The organism is Kiloniellales bacterium (assembly GCA_030066685.1).
GTDB lineage: Bacteria > Pseudomonadota > Alphaproteobacteria > Kiloniellales > JAKSBE01 > JAKSBE01.
Window position 1 is genome coordinate 52925 of the sequence record JASJBF010000052.1, and the last position, 19288, is coordinate 72212.

General features: G+C 69.3%; 20 protein-coding genes. 6 read left to right on the forward strand and 14 right to left on the reverse strand.

Translation table 11 applies throughout. The features are described 5' to 3' along the window. Positions 1-144: 144 nt before the first annotated feature. A complete protein-coding gene (locus QNJ30_25340) occupies positions 145-1365 on the reverse strand; it encodes an aspartate kinase (protein MDJ0946786.1) in 1221 nt (406 codons plus the stop codon). Between the two features lie 123 nt (positions 1366-1488). Between QNJ30_25340 and ubiG the strand changes: the two genes are divergently transcribed. Then, complete coding sequence (ubiG, locus tag QNJ30_25345; GenBank protein MDJ0946787.1) at positions 1489-2259, forward strand: bifunctional 2-polyprenyl-6-hydroxyphenol methylase/3-demethylubiquinol 3-O-methyltransferase UbiG; 771 nt, start codon at positions 1489-1491, stop codon at positions 2257-2259. A gap of 9 nt (positions 2260-2268) precedes the next feature. On the opposite strand, the gene QNJ30_25350 is transcribed toward ubiG, so the two are convergent. Next, a complete protein-coding gene (locus QNJ30_25350; GenBank protein ID MDJ0946788.1) occupies positions 2269-2730 on the reverse strand; it encodes a DUF1178 family protein in 462 nt (153 codons plus the stop codon). A 446-nt stretch (positions 2731-3176) separates the two neighbouring features. After that, positions 3177-3710, reverse strand: a complete 534-nt coding sequence (locus QNJ30_25355) for a CHAP domain-containing protein (GenBank protein MDJ0946789.1) — start codon at positions 3708-3710, stop codon at positions 3177-3179. 145 nt (positions 3711-3855) lie between these two features. Here QNJ30_25355 and QNJ30_25360 point away from each other — a divergent pair, with 145 nt between their 5' ends. Beyond that, positions 3856-4404, forward strand: coding sequence for a class I SAM-dependent methyltransferase (locus tag QNJ30_25360; protein MDJ0946790.1), 549 nt, complete (start codon positions 3856-3858; stop codon positions 4402-4404). 13 nt (positions 4405-4417) lie between these two features. Here the strand turns inward: QNJ30_25360 and QNJ30_25365 are convergent, their stop codons facing one another. Both QNJ30_25365 and QNJ30_25370 read right to left on the reverse strand, forming a co-directional pair. Then, positions 4418-4723 (reverse strand): cupin domain-containing protein, encoded by a 306-nt coding sequence (locus QNJ30_25365; protein MDJ0946791.1) that lies wholly within the window; start codon positions 4721-4723, stop codon positions 4418-4420. Positions 4724-4762: 39 nt separating this feature from the next. Next, positions 4763-5455, reverse strand: coding sequence for an aspartate/glutamate racemase family protein (locus QNJ30_25370; protein MDJ0946792.1), 693 nt, complete (start codon positions 5453-5455; stop codon positions 4763-4765). A 112-nt stretch (positions 5456-5567) separates the two neighbouring features. Between QNJ30_25370 and QNJ30_25375 the strand changes: the two genes are divergently transcribed. Continuing rightward, positions 5568-6455 carry a LysR family transcriptional regulator gene (locus tag QNJ30_25375; GenBank protein ID MDJ0946793.1) on the forward strand — a complete coding sequence of 296 codons (888 nt, stop codon included), beginning with the start codon at positions 5568-5570 and terminating at the stop codon, positions 6453-6455. A gap of 21 nt (positions 6456-6476) precedes the next feature. Here QNJ30_25375 and QNJ30_25380 read toward each other — a convergent pair whose 3' ends face one another. The 3 genes from QNJ30_25380 to QNJ30_25390 all read right to left on the reverse strand — a co-directional run bounded on the left by QNJ30_25380 (position 6477) and on the right by QNJ30_25390 (position 8458). Continuing rightward, positions 6477-7331 carry a carbon-nitrogen hydrolase family protein gene (locus QNJ30_25380; protein MDJ0946794.1) on the reverse strand — a complete coding sequence of 285 codons (855 nt, stop codon included), beginning with the start codon at positions 7329-7331 and terminating at the stop codon, positions 6477-6479. Next, positions 7328-7591: a glutaredoxin 3 gene (gene grxC, locus QNJ30_25385; GenBank protein MDJ0946795.1), complete on the reverse strand. Its 264-nt coding sequence runs from the start codon at positions 7589-7591 to the stop codon at positions 7328-7330. The genes QNJ30_25380 and grxC overlap by 4 nt, the downstream gene beginning before the upstream one ends. A gap of 87 nt (positions 7592-7678) precedes the next feature. Next, positions 7679-8458 (reverse strand): ComF family protein, encoded by a 780-nt coding sequence (locus QNJ30_25390; protein MDJ0946796.1) that lies wholly within the window; start codon positions 8456-8458, stop codon positions 7679-7681. Positions 8459-8542: 84 nt separating this feature from the next. Between QNJ30_25390 and QNJ30_25395 the strand changes: the two genes are divergently transcribed. Further along, positions 8543-9487, forward strand: a complete 945-nt coding sequence (locus tag QNJ30_25395; GenBank protein ID MDJ0946797.1) for a methyltransferase domain-containing protein — start codon at positions 8543-8545, stop codon at positions 9485-9487. Positions 9488-9593: 106 nt separating this feature from the next. After that, positions 9594-10475, forward strand: coding sequence for a hypothetical protein (locus QNJ30_25400; GenBank protein ID MDJ0946798.1), 882 nt, complete (start codon positions 9594-9596; stop codon positions 10473-10475). 8 nt (positions 10476-10483) lie between these two features. Here the strand turns inward: QNJ30_25400 and QNJ30_25405 are convergent, their stop codons facing one another. From QNJ30_25405 to QNJ30_25415, 3 genes are read right to left on the reverse strand one after another with little or no spacing between them, the layout of a single operon-like run. Beyond that, positions 10484-10939, reverse strand: a complete 456-nt coding sequence (locus QNJ30_25405; GenBank protein ID MDJ0946799.1) for a (deoxy)nucleoside triphosphate pyrophosphohydrolase — start codon at positions 10937-10939, stop codon at positions 10484-10486. 18 nt (positions 10940-10957) lie between these two features. Then, positions 10958-12190 carry a bifunctional glutamate N-acetyltransferase/amino-acid acetyltransferase ArgJ gene (gene argJ / locus QNJ30_25410; GenBank protein MDJ0946800.1) on the reverse strand — a complete coding sequence of 411 codons (1233 nt, stop codon included), beginning with the start codon at positions 12188-12190 and terminating at the stop codon, positions 10958-10960. Positions 12191-12218: 28 nt separating this feature from the next. Beyond that, positions 12219-13091: a peptidylprolyl isomerase gene (locus QNJ30_25415; GenBank protein ID MDJ0946801.1), complete on the reverse strand. Its 873-nt coding sequence runs from the start codon at positions 13089-13091 to the stop codon at positions 12219-12221. Between the two features lie 323 nt (positions 13092-13414). Between QNJ30_25415 and secA the strand changes: the two genes are divergently transcribed. After that, on the forward strand, positions 13415-16222 hold the full coding sequence (gene secA / locus QNJ30_25420) for a preprotein translocase subunit SecA (GenBank protein ID MDJ0946802.1): 2808 nt from the start codon (positions 13415-13417) through the stop codon (positions 16220-16222). A gap of 363 nt (positions 16223-16585) precedes the next feature. On the opposite strand, the gene QNJ30_25425 is transcribed toward secA, so the two are convergent. The 3 genes from QNJ30_25425 to QNJ30_25435 form a co-directional block, all read right to left on the reverse strand. Then, on the reverse strand, positions 16586-16924 hold the full coding sequence (locus tag QNJ30_25425) for a hypothetical protein (protein ID MDJ0946803.1): 339 nt from the start codon (positions 16922-16924) through the stop codon (positions 16586-16588). 72 nt (positions 16925-16996) lie between these two features. Then, positions 16997-17545 (reverse strand): VOC family protein, encoded by a 549-nt coding sequence (locus QNJ30_25430; GenBank protein ID MDJ0946804.1) that lies wholly within the window; start codon positions 17543-17545, stop codon positions 16997-16999. Between the two features lie 224 nt (positions 17546-17769). After that, the gene (locus tag QNJ30_25435) at positions 17770-19152 is read right to left on the reverse strand and encodes an adenylate/guanylate cyclase domain-containing protein (GenBank protein MDJ0946805.1); all 1383 of its coding nucleotides are present in this window, start codon (positions 19150-19152) and stop codon (positions 17770-17772) included. Positions 19153-19288 lie beyond the last annotated feature (136 nt).

The following is a 19288-nucleotide window of genomic DNA, read 5'->3' on the forward strand; positions in this document are numbered from 1 at the left end:
CACTAAGGCTTTGTAACAAATCGGCATGGCGGCACCTAGACGCTTCGCGTCCTGCCCCAAAAACGTCACATTTTTGGTCCGCAAAGCCGCCTTGCAGGGCCTCTGCCGTCGGGCCGATGCCGCGCGCCGCCCGAGCGGAAGCTCCTAGTCGGCGTCGAGGCCGTAGGCGGTGTGCAGGCTGCGCAGGGCCAGCTCGGTGTATTCCTCGGCGATCAGGACGCTGACCTTGATCTCGGAGGTCGAGATGACCTGGATGTTGATCCCCTTCTCGGCCAGGGCGCGGAACATGCTGAGCGCCACGCCGGCGTGGCTGCGCATGCCGACGCCGATCACCGAGACCTTGACGACATTGGGGTCGGAGACGATCTCGGCGGCGCCGAGCTCATCCTTCCTGGCCTCGAGCGCACGCACCGCGGCGGCCAGGTCGGCCTTGGGCACGGTGAAGGTCAGATCGGTCTTGCCGCCCTCGGCGGAGACGTTCTGCACGATCATGTCGACGTTGATCGCGGATTCGGCCAGGGGCCCGAAGATCCCCGCCGCCACGCCGGGCCGGTCCGGAACCTGCACCAGGGTGATCTTGGCCTCGTCCCGGCTGTAGGCGATGCCGCTGACGACTTGCTGTTCCATGATTTCGTCCTCATCGACGACCAGGGTTCCCGGCAGCTCCTCGAAGCTGGACAGCACCTGGACCCGGACCCGGTGGTTCATCGCCGCCTCGACGGCCCGCGTCTGCAGGACCTTGGCGCCCTGCGAGGCCATTTCGAGCATCTCTTCGTAGGTGATCCTGTGGAGCTTCCGGGCCTTGGCCACGATCCGGGGATCGGTGGTGTAGACGCCGTCGACGTCGGTGTAGATGTCGCAGCGTTCGGCCTGCAGGGCCGCGGCCAGGGCGACCGCCGAGGTGTCCGAGCCGCCGCGGCCCAGGGTCGTGATGCGGCCCTGGGAGTCGACGCCCTGGAAGCCGGCGACAACCGCGACCTGGCCCTCGGTCATGCGGCGGCAGATCTCCGCGACCTCGATCTGCTGGATCCGGGCGCTGCCGTGGGAGTCGTCGGTGCGCATCGGCAGCTGCCAGCCGAGCCAGGAGCGGGCCATCACGCCCCGGTCCTGGAGCACCACCGCGAGGAGCCCGGCGGTCACCTGCTCGCCCGAGGAGACCACGACGTCGTATTCCCTGAGGTCGAAGAGGCTGGCGCTGTCGTTGACGTAGTCGACCAGCTGGTTGGTGACCCCGGACATGGCCGAGACCACGACCGCCACCTCGTTGCCGCGCTCGACCTCGGCTTGGACCCGCTTGGCGACGTGCCGGATGCGCTCCAGGTTGGCCACCGAGGTGCCACCGAATTTCATGACAATTCGGGCCATGGTCCTGAGGTCCCGGAAGAAAGCAAGTGCCGCGGCGCGGCCGACGACGGCTTGCCCAGCTGAGGGCGGCTATCCATACTCCCTCCCCTCAGCCCTGACAAGCGGAGGCGAGGAGCGAGTCCCTTGGCCGAAAGCGACCACAAGACCGGCGGCGCCGCGGCGTCGACGGCCGACCCGCGGGAGATCGAGAAGTTCTCCGCCCTGGCCGAGGACTGGTGGGATCCCGCGGGCCAGTTCGCCCCCCTTCACCGTCTCAACCCGGTGCGCCTGACCTATGTCCGCGACCGCCTGGCCGCGCAGTTCGGCCGCGATCCCCTGGAGCCCCGCCCCCTGGAGGGTCTGTCGATCCTCGACGTCGGCTGCGGCGGCGGCCTGCTCTGCGAGCCTCTGACCCGGCTCGGCGCCCGGGTGACCGGTCTCGACGCCTCGGCGACATCGGTCGAGGTCGCCCGGCGGCACGCCGAGCTGTCCGGCCTCGACATCGCCTATCGCCAGGGAACCGCGGAGGAGCTGGCGGCCGCGGGCGAGAGCTTCGATGCGGTCGTCTCGCTCGAGGTGGTCGAGCACGTCGCCGACCTGACCGCCTTCCTCGCCGCCGCGGTCGCCCTGACCCGCCCCGGCGGCGCCCTGGTCCTGGCGACCTTGAACCGGACGCCGAAGTCCTTCCTCCTGGCGATCGTCGGCGCCGAGTATCTGCTCCGCTGGCTGCCGCGCGGCACCCATGACTGGCGGCGCTTTGTCCGGCCCTCGGAACTGGCCGCCGGCCTCCGGGCCCAGGGGGCGGCGGTCGCCGACATGATCGGGGTCGCCTACAACCCCTTGAGCGACGACTGGCGACTGTCCAGAGACCTCGAGGTCAACTACATGCTCGCCGCGATCCGGCCTCGGGCCTGAGCCCGGCGCTCAGGAATCGCGGCGCGGCAGCGGCAGGCGGCTGAACTCGACGCCTTCCTCGGCCAGGGCCTCGGCCTCCGTGTCGCTGGCCTGGCCGTAGATGCCGCGGGCCTCGGTCTCGCCGTAGTGGATCTTTCGGGCTTCCTCGGGAAAGGCCTCGCCGACATAGTCACAGGTCGCTTCCACGTGGTCACGCAGCCGCTCCAGGGTGGCGCGCAGGGCCTGCGCCTCTTCGGGCGATCCGCCCTTTGCCATGGCGACCGAGGCGTGGGGACGCGCGCCTTGGCCAGGCCCCGACGGATCGGCCGACCTGGCGATGCGCGGCGCCATGATCGCCTTCTCGACCTTGTGGGACCCGCAGACGGGGCAGCCGAGATCTCCGGCCGCGGCCTGCGCCTCGAAGGCGGCGTTGTCGCGGAACCAGGCCTCGAAGTGATGATCACGCCGGCATCTGAGGTCGAAACGGATCATGTCGATATCGGATCCCGAAAGGGCCGGTATCGCGGCCCATCTCCAGGTCAAGTGTTACACGCCGTGAGGAGCAGGCAAGGACCAAGCCGCCTCTTGATTCAAAAAGTCGAGGGATTCGGCCTTTCTTGATCGGTCCAGCCAGGCGAAGTCAAGATGAAGATTCTGTTGCAATCGTTTTGAAGCGGAGTCAAAAATAAGGGGCCACCGCAAAAGAAGTGGCCCCGAGTTCACAGGGAGGATAAAGGGACGACAGATTCAAAAGACGCAGAACCAAAACCTGTCGTCGGGGGCGACGCGAATCCGCGTCGCCCTTTCTAACTTAGTGGGTCGTTCTCGGAAGCGTTAACGAATTTTTACGCGAGTAACAGCGGAATTGCATCGCTGTTGCAAATCTGCCACAAATTCCCGCAGCGATCTGAATTTCAAGCGATATATTGCTGTTTGACTTACGCCGAAGGGCGCTTGGGGTAGATAAATCCCTTGGCTGGGTAGCTGCGGCCGCCCAAGGTCCGTCCCGGCGTATACCAGATGCGAACCAGCGACCAGTCGTTCTCCGGCGAGACGTCGACGACCGGGGTGTTCTCGTGGACCCGGCCCCGGTTCAGCCAGTTCGCGTGGCTGATCAGGATCACCCGATCGTTGAGGACCGCCTCGACCACCGCGATGTGGCCGCCGCGCAGCTGCCGGCTGCGCCCCAGCACCAGGACCGATCCGGCCATGGGCGTGTGGCGCCGGGCGTAGCGGCCCGCGGCGGCACGCCACCAGGTCCAGGCGTCGCCGCGGATCTCGATGCCCGAGATCCGGCGCGCATAGGGCACGCACTGCAGCGGCCGCGAGGGCGTGCTGATGCGCGCCGAGGCCGCCGCCAACTGAAGCTCCGAGCTCGGAAAGGCCGGCTGGGCGCCTTGCTCGGGCGCGCAGCCCAACAGGATCAGGCTTCCGGCAAGGACCGCGACGGGAGTGGCAAAGCCTGCGCGCATGATTCCTTCTCGCCTCCGCGGTCCTTGGGTCATGGGTCCTCGAGCCGGCGGCAGCTTACCCGATCCGAGGATGGGACGCACCCGCTCGAGCGGCGGCCGCGCGTGACCTTTATCGGACTCGCCGGCAGCGTCTAGGATGACCGCCATGTCCGAGCCCGCGCCCGCCCGACCTCACGGCCCGAGCCGGCCCTCCGCCTGGGTGGAGCGCTTCGCGCCGCTGGTCCCGGCGGTTGGGGCGGTCCTCGACCTCGCCTGCGGCGGCGGCCGGCACAGCCGGCTCTTCCTGGCGGCCGGCCACCCGGTGACCGCAGTCGACATCGCGGTCTCGGCCCTTGCCGACCTTGCCGGAAAGGAGGGCCTGGAGATCGTCGAAGCCGACCTGGAGGACGGCGGGCCCTTCCCCTTGGCCGGCCGCAGCTTCGCCGGGGTCGTGGTGACCAACTACCTGCATCGGCCGCTCCTGCCGGCGCTGGTCGACGCCGTGGCCCCGGGCGGGGTCCTGATCTACGAGACCTTCGCCCGCGGCAACGAGCGCTTCGGCAAGCCCCGCAACCCCGACCATCTCTTGGTGCCTGGCGAGCTGCTGGCGGCCGTGCAGGGCCGGCTCCGGGTCCTGGCCTACGAGGACCTGGTCGTCGAGGAGCCGCGGCCGGCGGCGGTGCAGCGGATCTGCGCGCGGAACGAGGCCGGGTGAGGCCGCCGCCGGATCACGTCCGGAACCAGAACTCGATCTCCTCGGTCTCGACCTCGAAGCGGGCGGCGTGCTCTTCCCCGGCCTCAAGGTGATACCAATCGCCGGGGCCGTAGCGCTCCTCCACCCCCGCGCGGATCAGGATCAGCTCGCCCTTGGTGATGACCCCGTGGTTCTCCGTGTCGTGATCGTGGGGCGGGATCGTCGTCCCTGCCGGATAGACCGCGAAGAGGACGTCCGCTCCCTCGGCCCGCAGGCGGAACGCGTCGAAACGCTCAGAGAAAGGCTCGAGAGCCTGAATTCTCTCGGGAAAGCTGGACATGGCGAACTCCTTCGGTATTCCGCTCATTGGGTCCGGGGCTCACGATAGCGCGAAGTCGAGGGCCCGCTCGGCGTGGATCCGCGTCGTGTCGAAGACCGGCAGGTCAACGTCTTCAGGGCCGATCAGCATGCAGACCTCGGTACAGCCGAGGATCACCCCGTCGACGCCGCCGCACCGCTGGGCCTCGATCAGATCGAGATAGGCAGCCTTGGACTCAGGTCGGACCACGCCCTGGCAGAGCTCCTCGTAGATCACCCGATGGACGAGATCGCGGCCCGCTTCGTCCGGCACCGCGACATCGATGCCGTGGCGGTCGCGCAGCCGGCCCTTGTAGAAGTCCTGCGCCATCGTATAGCCGGTGGCCAGCAGCAGCGGATGCTGCGCGGGCGACGACTGGATTGCCGCCGCCGTGGTATCGGCGATGTGGATCAGCGGGATCTCGACCGCGGCCTCAACCTCGGCCGCCATGCGGTGCATGGTGTTGGTGCAGATCACGATCGCGTCGGCGCCCGCCAGGGCCAGAGCCCGCGCGGCTTCGACCATGCTGTCCGTGGCCGCCTCCCAATCCTCGGCGGCCTGGAGGGCCTCGATCTCGGCGAAGTCGAAGGACCACAGCAGAAGCTGCGCCGAGTGCAGGCCGCCCAGGCGCTGTCGCGCCAGTTCGTTGAGGTGGCGGTAGTAGATGGCGGTGCTTTCCCAGCTCATCCCGCCGATCAGCCCCAGGGTCTTCATCCGGCAAGGCTCCCCGTTTCCAACCATTCGCGAACCAGAAACCAGACTATGGCCCTCAAACCCGAAACAAAACTCCTGGATTTGAAAAAGCTCATTTCATATTCGTAACGGTATGAATTGGGACGACCTGCGCTTCTTTGCCGCCCTGGCCTCGGCGGGCAACCTTGCCGCCGCCGCGCGCCGGCTCGAGAGCTCGCCGGCCACGGTGTGGCGACGGGTGACCGCGCTCGAGGCCCGGCTCGAGACCCGGCTCTTCGAGCAGCGCCGCAACCCCTATGCGCCCTCCCCGGCCGGCCGGCGCCTGCTGGAAACGGTGGAGCGTATGGAGGCGGAGCTGGCCGCAGCGACGGCGGATCTGGGCGGCCTGTCCGACGAGGTCGGCGGCGAGGCCCGGGTCACCGCACCCGAGTTCCTGGGCGCGGCGGTCATCGCCGAGAGCCTCGGCCGGCTTGCCGAGGCCCATCCCCTGCTGCGGGTCGAGCTGGTGACCGCGAGCCCCACGGCCAGCCTGGCCCAGCGCGAAACCGACCTGGCGCTGCGCTTCGAGCGGCCGCAGCGCGGCGGCTTCCAGGCGGTCGCCGGCTTCGCGGTCGGCTTCGGGATCTATGCCGCGCCCGCCTACCTGGACCGCCGAAGCAGACCCGCCTCGCCCTTCGACCTGGAGGGTCACGCCGTCATCGATTTCGACGAGAGCCAGGGCCACGCCGCCCCCGCGCGTTGGCTGAGCCGCAGCCTGCGCAAGGCCCGGATCGTCTTCCGCAGCAACAGCCTGCAGGCCCGGCGGGCCGCGGGCGAGGCCGGCCTGGGCCTGCTGCTCCTGCCCTCGATCACCGGCGATCGCACCCCCGGCCTCGAGAGACTTTGGTCAGGCGCCGAGCTGGGCCGCCTCGAGTTGCTGCTGCTGGTCAACGAGAGTGTCGGCCGGGCGCCACGGGTCCGGGTCCTGCGCGACCACCTGCTCGCGACGCTGGAGGCCGAATCCGAAGCCCTGGCGGGGTGAAGCGGACCGGTGTCGCCGAGCCTACTCCCCGGCCTCGCGGAGATGGGATGCCGCCGGAGGCTCGAAGCGGCGGTCGTGGCCCAGCGCGGGCACCATGCGCCGGGCCTCGGCGATCCGGGCGGGATCGATCTCGGCGGTGACCACGGCGGGCGCCTCGCCACCGTCGGCCAGAATCTCGCCCCAGGGCGCCACGACCAGTGAATGGCCGTAGGTCCGTCGCCCCTCGGCGTGCTCGCCGCACTGGGCCGGGGCGAAGACGAAGCATCCGGTCTCGATGGCCCGGGCGCGCAGCAGGACGTGCCAATGGGCTTGGCCGGTGAACTCAGTGAAGGCGGCGGGGACGGTCAGGAAATCGGCCCCGGCCTGGGCCAGGCCCCGGTAGAGCTGAGGAAAGCGCAGGTCGTAGCAGACGCTGAGGCCCAGGATGCCCCAAGGCAGGGTCGTGGTCACCGCCGCGCTGCCGGCCTGGTAGGTCGAGGATTCCCGGTAACTCTGGCCGTCCGGGATCTCGACGTCGAACATGTGGATCTTGTCGTAGCGCGCGGCGATCCGGCCGGCCGGGTCGAAGAGGAAGGACCGGTTGGCGACCTTCTCGCCGTCCAGCCCAACCGTCATGGAGCCGATCAGCAGCCAGAGCTCGAGCTCCGCCGCCAAGGCCGAAAAGGCTGTGACCCCTTCGTGCTCGGCCTCCGGGCGCGCCTTTTCGAGGGTCAGCCGGCGGCGCGGCTCCATCATGGTCGTTGTCTCGGGGGTCAGCACGAAGTCGGCGCCCCGATCCCGGGCGTCGCGGATCAGGGCCGTGGCGGCCTCGATGTTGGGGCCGAGGTCGCGGCCCGAGGTCATCTGGACCAGACCGACGGTGAAGCGGCCGGTCATCCCACGCGCTCCAGGAGCGGGTCGAGCTTGCCGCTCTGCTCCAGGGCGTAGAGCTCGTCGGAGCCGCCGACGTGCTCATCGTCGATGAAGATCTGCGGCACAGACGTGCGCCCGCCGGCCCGTTGGATCATTTTCTGGCGGCCGCCCGGATCCATGCTTACGTCGATCTCACGGTAGGGCACGCCCTTGTCCTTCAAGAGCCGCTTCGCCCGAAAGCAATATGGACAGAACATCGTCGTATAGATCTCGACCTCGGCCATCCTGGACTCCCACTTCCCGACACCACCGGGATCCCCACAATCCCAGGCTCAATGTAAGTCTAAAGGCCGCGGATTTACAGGTCGTGATCACACCGCGCTGGGCCGGACCACCCGGGCCAGCACCAGGGCGTCGACCTGCGCGGCCCCGGCGCGGCGCAGCACCCGGGCGCAGGCCGACAGCGTCGCGCCCGTGGTCAAGACATCGTCAACCAAGAGCAGACGCCGGCCTTCGATCTCCGGCCGCCGGCGCGGCTCGACCGCGAAGGCGCCCCGAAGGTTGCGCTTGCGGGCGGCTGCAGAGAGCCGGCCCTGGGGCGGGGTGTGCCGGCACCGGCGCAGGATCTCCGGGCGGTAGGGCAGCCCGGTCCGGCGGCCGAGGGCCTGGGCCAGCAGGGCGGCCTGGTTGTAGCGCCGGGCGAAGAGCCGGCGCCAATGCAGCGGCACCGGCAGGATCATCTCGGCCTCGCCGAGCAGCTCGGTCCCGGCCCGCGCCAGCCACTCGGCATAGGCTGGCGCGGCCTCGGTCCGGTCGCCGTGCTTGAAGCCGAGGATCAGGCCGCGGCTGTTGTCGTCGTAGCGCATCACCGCCCGGGCCCGGTCGAAGGCCGGCCGCCGGCGCAGGCAGGCGCCGCAGAAGACCTCGGGTCCCGGGTCGTAGGCGAAGGGCAGGCCGCAGATCCCGCAGTGGGGCGGCGCCAGGAAGGCGACCCCCTGCCAGCAGCTCGGGCAGAGGCTGCCCGGCGCCGAGACCAGCCCGCCGCAGGACAGGCAGCGCGGCGGCAGCAAGGCGTTGAGCACGGAGCGGCCGGCCTGGCCGACGGCGCCCCCCAATCTCGACACGGCGACCATGGCAGGAGTCTTGGCCACCGGCCGGCCGGCGTCAACGCCCGGAGGGCGGGCGACCGAGGTTTCCGGACCCGGCCGCGGCATGCCATATAGGGACAAGGAGCGCTGATCGTGACAGAGAGCTATACCGTCTTCGACCGCCGCCTGCTGCGCCGGCACCGGGCCCGGGCCGCCGCGCTGGGCGGCGAGACCGCCCTGCTGCGCGAGATCGCCGAGCGCCTCGCCGACCGCCTGGACGACGTCAAGCGCCGCTTCCCCCTGGCCCTCGACCTGGGCTGCCGCGTCGGCACCCTGGGCCGGGCCTTGAAGGGCCGGGGCGGGGTCGAGACGCTGGTGCAGAGCGACCTGGCCCCGGAAATGGCGGCGCAAGCGGCCGCCGGCGGCGGCCCGGCCCTGGCCGCCGACGAGGAATTTCTGCCCTTCGGCGCCGGGAGCTTCGATCTGGTCCTCTCCTGCCTCTCGCTGCACTGGGTCAACGACCTGCCCGGCGCCCTGGTCCAGATTCGCCACGCGCTGAAGCCCGACGGGCTTTTCCTCGCCGCGCTGCTCGGCGGCGAGACCCTCGCGGAGCTGCGCCAGTCGTTGCTGGACGCGGAACTCGAGGTCGAGGGCGGCGCCAGCCCGCGGGTCTCGCCCTTCGCCGACCTGCGCGACCTTGGCGGCCTGCTGCAGCGTGCCGGCTTCGCCCTGCCGGTCGCCGACCTCGACAGCCTCACCCTCGACTACGAGAACGCCTTCGCCCTGGTCCAGGACCTCCGCGCGCTGGGCGAGACCAACGCGGTCGCGGCGCAGCGCCGCGGCGCCAGCCGGCGCGAGACCCTGCTCCGCGCCGCAGCCCTCTACCAGGCCCGCCACGCCCGGCCCGACGGCCGAATCCCGGCCAGCTTCCAGGTGCTCTATATGACCGGCTGGGCGCCCCACGCCTCCCAGCCGCAGCCCCTGGCTCCGGGCAGCGCCCGGACGCGGCTGGCCGCGGCGCTGGGCAGCGAAGAGCTGCCGGCCGGCGAGGCGGCCCGGCCCGGCCGGCCGGGCAAGAACCCGGACATCTGATCGGGCGCTGCCTCCGCTCTTCGGCGGGCCGTTTAACGAATTCTAAGGCCGTCCTGCCAGACTCGCGGGCCAGTGCTGGCGGTTTCACAACCGAGAGGTCCGGCCCATGCAGGGCGCAAGGATCCGCATCTGGCGGATGGTCGGGGAAAGCTACGGTTTCCTGCGCGCCCACCCGGGCGCGCTGCTGCGGGTCGGCGGGCTGCCGCTGCTGCTGCTTTTCGGCCTGAACCTGGCCTTCGGCGGCTTCAGCCCCTGGCCCGAGGGCCTGGACCCGACGGCTCTGCTACCCCACCTCGGCCTTCTCTTCGCCAACGTCCTGGCCCAGTCCCTGGTCGCCGCCGCCGTCCTGGTCACCTGGCACCGCGTCGTGCTCCTGGGAGAGGACGCGGTCTCCGGTCCCCTGGGTATCCGTCTCGGCTTTCGCGAGGTCAGGTACTTGGGCGCCTGGCTGCTGCTGAGCCTGATGTTCCTTGCCGTGCTGGTGCTGGTCTCGGTGCTGTTCGTCACCCTGGGGTTCGGCGCGATGCTTGGCGCCAAGGCCGCTCTGGTCTCTGCCGGCCTGGCGGGCGGCATGTCGCTGGGCCAGGAAGTCCAGTTCATCGCGCTTCAGATCTTGAGCCTGATCGGCGCCCTCTTGATCGCCACCTACGCGACCACCCGGCTGTCCTTGATCCTGCCGGCTCTGGCCACGGACCGGCAGCGTTCCTTCGGCGGCGCCTGGCACCTCAGCGACGGCAACGGCTGGCGGCTCGTCGCCGCCTCGCTGCTGGTCATGCTGCCGATACAGGTCGCGCACCTCGCCGCGGCGCGGCTGACCGCCCGCTTCGAGGGGGACCTGCTGTATTGGCCCGCGGCCTTCCTGGCCTCTGGCTTGACCCTGCTGTTGATCTTCGCCACCGGAACCCTGCTGTCGCTGTTCTCGAAGTCCCTGGAGCAGGACAGCCTCGCCGAGGCCGCGCCGGCCCGGGACGCCGCCCTGGTGGGCTGACCCCGGTTTCAAAGGAAATCGCGCAAGAGGGCGACCAGGGGCTCGTCGGCCGGCGGCATCGGGTAGTCGCGCAGGCGGAGCGGCCGGACCCAGGCGAGCTCCTGGCCTTCCAGGGCCTTCGGACTGCCCTTCCAGACCCGGCAGAGGAACAGCGGCATCAGCAGGTGGAAGTCCTCGTAGCCGTGCGAGGCGAAGGCCAGCGGGGCCAGGCAGCTCGCGCTGGTGTCGATGTCCAGCTCCTCCTTGAGCTCCCGGACCAGGGCCTGCTCCGGCGTCTCGCCGGAATGGACCTTGCCGCCAGGAAATTCCCAGAGACCGGCCATGGACTTACTCACCGGGCGACGCGCCAGGAGGACGCGGCCGTCCGGGTCGATCAGGGCCACGGCCGCGACCAGGACGATCTTCGCCGCCCCGCCGCGGGTCTCTGCCGCCAGGCAGGCGCTGTCCTGGTCCGATGGCTCCATGGGATCGTCCGGTCGCGTTCAGCTTCGGTAGTCGGCGTTGATGTCGATGTAGCCGTGGGTCAGGTCGCAGGTCCAGACCGTCGCCGCGCCATCCCCGACTCCGACGTCGACCTCGATATCGATCTCGCGGCCCTGCATGTGGCGGGCGACCGGCGCCTCGTCGTAGCCGGGCACCGCCAGGCCGTCGCGGGTGACCTGGCAGCCGCCGATGCGGATCGCCAGGCGGTCGCGCTCGGCACGCTCCCCGGCCTTGCCGACCGCCATGACGATGCGGCCCCAGTTGGCGTCGGCGCCGGCGATGGCGGTCTTGACCAGGGGCGAGTTGCCGATGGCCAGGCCGATCCGCCGGGCCGCGGCGCGGGAGTCGGCGCCGGAGACCCGGATGGTGACGAATTTCTGCGCGCCCTCGCCGTCGCGCACGATGAGCTGGGCCAGCTCGACCATGAGGTCCTTGAGCGCCGCCGCGAAGCCCGCCAGAACCGGGTCGTCCGGGTCCGCCGGCGGCGGATTGCCGGCCTTGCCGGTGGCGCAGAGCAGGACCGTATCGCTGGTCGAGGTGTCGCCGTCGACGGTGATCGAATTGAAGGAGACCTCGGTCGCCTCGCCCAACAGCCGCTGCAGCACCGGCGCCGGGACCGCCGCGTCGGTGAAGACGAAGCCGAGCATGGTCGCCATGTCCGGCGCGATCATGCCCGAGCCCTTGCAGATGCCGTTGAGGGTGACCGGCCGGCCGGCGATCTCGGTCCGGCGGGTGGCGAGCTTGGGGAAGGTGTCGGTGGTCATGATCGCCTCGGCCGCGGCCGGCCAGGCATCGCCGTCGAGGGCCTCGGCCAGACCCGCCAGGGCACCGGTCAGGCGCTCGGTCGGCAGGGGTTCGCCGATCACCCCGGTCGAGGCGACGAAGACCTCCCGAGGCGGACAGCCGAAGATCTCGGCGGCCTTGGCCACCGTGCCCTCGACCGTGGCCTCGCCCCGGGCGCCGGTGAAGGCATTGGCGTTGCCCGCGTTGACCACGATGGCCCGGGCGCTGCCCCCGGCCAGGGCCTTGCGGCACCAGTCGACCGGGGCGGCGGCGGTCAGCGAGCGGGTCAAGACCCCGGCCACCGTTGTGCCGGGATCGAGCGCGATCAGGCAGACGTCGCTGCGCGCCTTGTAGCGGATCTCGCAGGCCGCGGCGGCCAGACGGACCCCGTCGAGGACCGGGAGGTGCGCAGCCTGCGGGGGCGCCAGGGGCGATCGCGGCAAAGCCATCGCTGTCGCTCCCCCCTGCCGCGGCGCCTTACTGGCTGGGCGCCGGGGCGGTCTCCGAACCGGCTTCGGGCGCGGCCTCGGCCTCCGCCTCTCCGACCTTCTTGATATCGGCACCATCCCTGAGCTCGGTCAGCATCGCCTGGACCGCCTCCTGGGACAGCTCCTCGAAGAGCTGCGGCTCGACCTCCTCGAAGGCCGGCGGCGGCAGCTCGCGCCGGTCCAGGATCTCGATCACGTGCCAGCCGAACTCGGTCTGCACCGGGTCCTCGCTGTGGCTGCCCTTGTCCAAGGCGAAGGCCGCGTCGGCGAAGGCCGGCACCATCTGCTCCTTGGTGAAGTAGTCGAGGTCGCCGCCCTGCGCGCCGGAGGGGCCGATCGAGTGCTCCTTGGCCAGTTCAGCGAAGTCGGCGCCTTCATCCAGCTTGCCGATCAACTCGCGGGCCTTGGCCTCTTCCTCGACCAGGATGTGGCGGGCGTGGACCTCGGGCTTGGGCGGGTTGGCCTCCACGAAGGCGTCGTAGCGCGCCTTGAGCATGTCGTCGCTGATCCGCGCCGCGACCTGCTGCTCGACGTAGACCTCGCGCATCACGGCGACCCGAATCTCGGCCATGCGGCGCTTCACCTCCGGATCGTCGCCCAGCCCATCGGCCTCCGCAGCGGCCCCGAGGAGCCTGAGGTCGATGGTCCGGTCGAGCAGCATGGGAAAGACGAGGTCGATCTGATCGCGATACTGCGGCGGCAGTTGCTGGGCGCTCTCGAGCACCTCCGAACGGAGCACCTCGTCGCCGTTTACCGTGGCCACCACCGGATCCTCGGCGGCCGGGTCCTGCGCCTGTGCCGCCGGGGCGGCAAGCGCGAACGCCACCGCCAGGCTAGCGGCGCGAACGGAAAGCTGGGTCATGCAGGGGTCCTCTCCCAATGATCTCTGCGCAAGGCACCGAGCCCGCCTACCGCAGCGCCAAGACCGCCATTGAGGCATGTCCCGGCGCGCCTTACAAGCCCCCCGGTGCGGCGGCGAGGCGGTCCGGGCGCTCCGGCCTTCCAGCCTTGAAATCCCTGGGATTCCGACCGGCCGAGGCGGTCGCCGACGTTGACTTATCAAGCCATGCGGCCTATCTCTCACCCATAACCGGGGGCAGCGCGATCCCCGTTCATTGGTCATTGGAAAGGCTTCGTGCCGGGCCCTGCGCGCCGGGCCCTTTCCGTGTTTTCCTGCGAGGTTGCATGATCGGCGGGCTTGCCAAGCGGCTGTTCGGGAGCGCCAACGAGCGTTATGTGAGGGGCCTGCGCGGCCTGGTGACCGCGATCAACGCGCTTGAGCCCGAATTCGAGGCCCTGAGCGACGACGAGCTGCGGGCCCGTACCGAGGACTTCCGCCGGAGGATCGGAGGCGGGGAGCCGCCCGACGACCTGCTGCCGGAGGCCTTCGCCACCGTGCGCGAGGCCGCCAAGCGCACCCTCGGGCAGCGCCACTTCGATGAGCAGCTCATGGGCGGCATCGTCCTCCACCGGGGCAACATCGCCGAGATGAAGACCGGCGAGGGCAAGACCCTGGTCGCCACTCTGCCGGTCTACCTCAATGCGCTCTCCGGCAAGGGCGTCCACGTGGTCACGGTCAACGACTACCTGGCCAAGCGCGATTCCGAGTGGATGGGCCAAATCTACCGTTTCCTGGGCCTGGAAGTCGGCTGCATCGTCCATGGCCTGATGGACCACGAGCGCAAGGCCGCCTACGACGCCGACGTCACCTACGGCACCAACAACGAGTTCGGTTTCGACTATCTGCGCGACAACATGAAGTTCAGCCTGGAGGAGATGGTCCAGCGCGAGTTCAACTTCGCCATCGTCGACGAGGTCGACTCGATCCTGGTCGACGAGGCACGCACGCCGCTGATCATCTCGGGCGCCGCCGAGGACTCCTCGGACCTCTACAAGAAGGTCGACAAGGTGATCCCGCAGCTGGAGGCCGAGCACTACGAGAAAGACGAGAAGGCCAAGCAGGTCACCCTGACCGAGGCCGGCGTCGAGCGGGTCGAGGAACTGCTCCGGGACCGCGGGCTGGTGAGCGAGGGCTCGCTCTACGACATCCAGAACGTCACGGTGCTGCACCACGTCAACCAGGCGCTCAGGGCCCACAAGCTCTTCGAGCGGGACACCGACTACATCGTCAAGGACGACAAGGTGGTCATCATCGACGAGTTCACCGGGCGGATGATGGAGGGCCGGCGCTACTCCGAGGGCCAGCACCAGGCGCTGGAGGCCAAGGAAGGCGTCTCGATCCAGCAGGAGAACCAGACCCTCGCCTCGATCACTTTCCAGAACTATTTCCGGCTCTTTCCCAAGCTCGCGGGCATGACCGGCACGGCGATGACCGAGGCCGAGGAGTTCGCCGACATCTACAAGCTCGAGGTCATCGAGATCCCGACCCACCTGCCCTGCGTCCGCGACGACCAGGACGACGAGGTCTACCGGACCGCCGAGGAGAAGTACGAGGCGATCCTGGAGACCGTGAAGGACTGTCAGACGCGCCAGCAGCCGGTCCTGGTCGGCACGGTGTCGATCGAGAAGTCGGAGGAGCTGTCGCGGCACCTGAAGAAGATGAAGGTCCCGCACCAGGTCCTCAACGCCCGCTACCACGAGCAGGAGGCGAAGATCATCGCCGAGGCGGGCTCGCCCGGGGCGGTCACCATCGCGACCAACATGGCCGGTCGCGGCACCGACATCCAGCTCGGCGGCAACCTGGAGATGCGCATCTGGCAGGAGGCCGACCCGATCGAGGATCCCGAAGCCCGGCAGAAGAAGATCGACGAGATCAAGGCCGACATCGCTGCCAAGCAGGAGGTGGTCAAGGCCGCCGGCGGGCTCTTCGTGCTCGGCACCGAGCGCCACGAAAGCCGGCGCATCGACAACCAGCTCCGCGGCCGCTCCGGCCGCCAGGGCGATCCCGGGACCTCGCGCTTCTTCCTCTCACTGGAAGACGACCTGATGCGGATCTTCGGCTCCGAGCGGATGGACGGAATCCTGAAGAAGCTGGGGCTGGAGCGCGGCGAGGCGATCATCCATCCCTGGGTCAACAAGGCCCTGGAGAAGGCGCAGCAAAAGGTCGAGGCGCGCAACTTCGAGATCCGCAAGAACCTGCTGCGCTTCGACGACGTCATGAACGACCAGCGCAAGGAGATCTACAGCCAGCGCAAGGAGATCATGAGCGCCGACGACGTCAGCGACCTGGTCACCGAGATGCGCCACGAGGTGATCGACGACCTAGTCGCCCGGACCATGCCCGAGAAGGCCTATGCCGAGCAGTGGGAGATCGGCACCCTGCATGAGGAATGCCGCCGGCTGCTGGGCCTCGACCTGCCGGTCGAGGACTGGGCCAAGGAAGAGGGCATCGCCGACCAGGAGGTCAAGGAGCGCATCCTCAACGCCTCGGACCGCAAGATGGCCGAGAAGGTCGCCAACTACGGCCCCGAGGTCATGCGCCACGCCGAGAAGAGCTTCCTGCTGCAGCTCCTCGACGTGCACTGGAAGGAGCATCTGCAGGGCCTGGACTATCTGCGCCAATCGATCTACCTGCGCGCCTACGCCCAGCGCAACCCGCTCAACGAGTACAAGATGGAGGCCTTCGAGCTGTTCCATCAGATGCTGGCGCAGCTGCGCGAGCACATCACCAGGCTCTTGAGCATGCTGGAGATCCGCTTCGGCCCGCCGGAGGATCAGCGACCGGATGCCACGGATGGAGCGGCGCCCGAAGGGCCCGGGCCCAACGGCCAGACGCCGCCCGAGATTCCGAACATCGCCCGGCCGCCGGCGGAGATGCACGAGACCCGCGAGGACCCGGCCCTGCACGGCTTCCAGCGGCGCGAGATGCGGGCCACCGGGACTCACGGCGGCCCGATCGGCACCGTCCGCCACGCCCGGCCCGAGGAGATGAACCCCAGCGACCCCAGCACCTGGGGCAAGGTGCCGCGCAACTCCCCCTGCCCCTGCGGCAGCGGCAAGAAGTACAAGCACTGCCACGGCAAGGTCGCCTAGGGCGGGATGATTTGAAGTCGAACGGGCTTCAAATCTGAATCCCGCTCTACTTCAACAGTTTAGAGCACGATTCAGATATGAGGTCGATCCGACCTCCTATCATCGTGCTCTAGGGCGACCAACAGGGCTTCTTTCCTACGGTCTCAACCCCAAGGCCTGTTCCGGACATCCCGGCCCGGCGGTTCACCGCGATAGCGGCCGTCCGCTGCCGGATCGAACCCGGTGTCGGTCCCGACGGCCGCATCCTGCTCTAGAGCGGGATGAATTGAAGTCGAATCGACTTCAAATCTGAATCCCGCTCTACTTCAACAGATCAGAGCACGATTCAGATATGAGGTTGCTTCAACCTCATATCATCGTGCTCTAGGATCCGCCGGATTTACCGTCGAGGAAATCCTTGGCGGGCCTGTAGGGCTGCAGCAGGCCTTTGCGGCGGCCGGGAATGTCGCGGCGGCAATGCGGACAGGTCTTCGCCGGACCCTCCAGCGGCTCGCGGCACAAGGGACAGCGGTAGCGCCGCTTCCTCACCGATGCCAGCCAGATCGGGTACCTGAGGTCCTCGGCTTCGAGGACGGCCCACAGGGCGCGCGGCCATCTCCAAAGGGCGAAAATGAGCCAGAGCAGGACCGACCGGCCCTTGGACCAGGCGATAAAGGCGACGATGCTCACCGGGATCAGCCACAGGAGGAGAGGCTCGAGCATCGTCGCGAGGCTCTGCTCCCGGCTACCGCCGCTTCAGACCGCTTGGCCGCCGGATCTGCGGGATCCCCGCACTCAGTCGGCGGAGGGCGGCGGCGCCGGATACCAGGCTTCCGGCTCCGGCATGACGAAGTCCTCCGGGATGTAGAAGGTCTCGATGGTCGTGGTGGTCGCCGCCTCGGTCTCGAAGTAGGCGTAGGGCACTTTGCCCTGCCACCAGCCGGACTGGACCATGGCGAAGCCGCGATCCTCGAAGGCGGCGAGGCGGTCCTCCCAGGGCAGGCCGTTGCAGTCAACGGCGACGTGGTGCACGCCTTCGCCGTGCCGCTCCAGGAACTCCTCGTAGAGGTTGGGTCCGGTCAGGGGCTGGACGATCTCCCACATCATGGTTCCGGAAAAGGCCAGGCAGAGCTTCATGGAATAGCTCGCCGGCCGGCCGCGGAAGGTCAGCTCGGTCACGGTCTCGGGCCCGAAGGTATAGACCCGCCAGGGGCCGATGCCGGCCTGGACCAAGCCCTCCATGGTCCGCTGGTAGTCGCGGGTGACCACACAGACCTGAATTGTGTTGCCCAGGAACGAGCTGTCCAGCGTGACCTCGCTGGCGACCCTCGGATTCGCTGCCATGCCTTGGTCCTCCCATGAGAGTTGCGCGGCCTCGCGGCGGCCGCTCGGACTTGAGTCGAAGCCCAGCTTACCACCTCCGCGGGAGCCGAGAAGGGATAGGGCCTGCCGTCACCGGCGTGCGCGCGGTCCCGGCACAGCGCCCCCGGCGTGACGGACGGAGGCGCAGGGCGGAGACCGGCGCCCCGGGGCGCGGCCTTCCGGGCGCGAACCCAAAGCGAAAAGCGTCAAGCGCCGTCCCGCCGCTCCGCCCCTCCGGCCTGATCGAAGCGCCAGAGGCCGATCTCGCCACGGCGGCCGCGCACCGTGACCCGCCCGGCCTCCTTGAAGGGCGCCAGCAGGTCGGCCGAAACGCCGTCCTCGCGGCGCGCGGCGTCGATCACGTCGGCGCTGGCCAGGACCGAGGTATCGTGGTCGCGGGTCAGGCGCTCGACCCGGCTCGCCACGTTCACGGTGTCACCGATCACGGTGAACTGCAGGTGGCGCTGCTCGCCGACGTTGCCGACCACGACCGGACCATAGTGGATCCCGATCCCGAGCTTCACCGGCGTGGCGCCGCGGGCGGCGCGCTTCGCGTTCCAGGCCTCGGCCGCCTCCAGCATGGCACGGGCGCAGCGCAGCGCCCGGCAGGCGTCGTCCCGGCCCTCACCGAGGGCGCCGAAGATCGCCATCACCGAATCGCCGGCGTACTTGTCGACGGTGCCGCCGCAGGCGAAGACCGCCTCGGCCATGCGCCGGTGAAACCCGCGCAGCATCACGATGATCCGCTCCGGCGTCGACTTCTCGGCGATGCCCGTGAAGCCGATGATGTCGACAAAGAGGACGGCGACGTTGCGCTGATCGCTGGTCGCCATCGGAGCCTCCTCCTGCGCCAGCTTGTCGACGAGATCCGGCGAGACGTAGCGCGACAAGTTGGCGCGCGCGCGCTCGCTCTGGACCTGACGCAGCAGCAGGCGGCGGGCCCGCCAGACCGCGGCCGCGACCATCGCCGCCGTGACCATCAGCAGCACCACCTCGTTCTGCATGATCTGCAGGCTGACGTAGGTCGGCTCGAGGTAGTTCTCTAGCGCGCGCAGGCTGTCGCCGGTGGCATCGCCGGTCGGCGGCGGGAATTCGAGAATGCTCTCCGGACGGCCGGCGATGATCAGGGCGCCGGCGGCCCAGGCGCTGGCCGCCGAAAGGCCGGTCCAGATCACCAGGATCGGCGAGAAGGAGAGCGCCGCGCCGGCCAGGAGCACGAAGAGGTAGAGCACGTTGTGGAAGCGGAAGCCCATCTGGATCGGCCAGCCGCTTGGCTCCAAGGGGTTGGGCTGCAGCATGGCGGTGACCAGCACCGCCGCGTCCACCGTGGCGAAGACCGCGAACCAGATCCGCCAGCCGCGGCGATGGCGCAGCAGGTAGGGGATAAGGCCCGAAACCAGGAAAAGCGTAGCGAGCCCCAGCCAGTACAGCACCCGTGGAAACGGCACGGAGATCAGGAGCCATATCGCAATGACGCCGAGGGCGCCGGCGCGCACCAGGAGGGCGAAGCGCAGGCCGGCGCGTTCTTCGCCGACCAGGGCCGCCTTCAGCGACGGATCGTTGGTTTCGAGCGCGAAGATACCCTGCATCAGCCAGCCTCCCGCGTTCTCGCTGATCAGGCGCCGGCATCAGGGGCGGCCTAGCGACGCCGTCCCAATGGGAGATGGTTGTTGTGGGCCGCGTGTCAAAGGCCGGATCCGCCGTGAGCGCACGACTCGGGCCCAG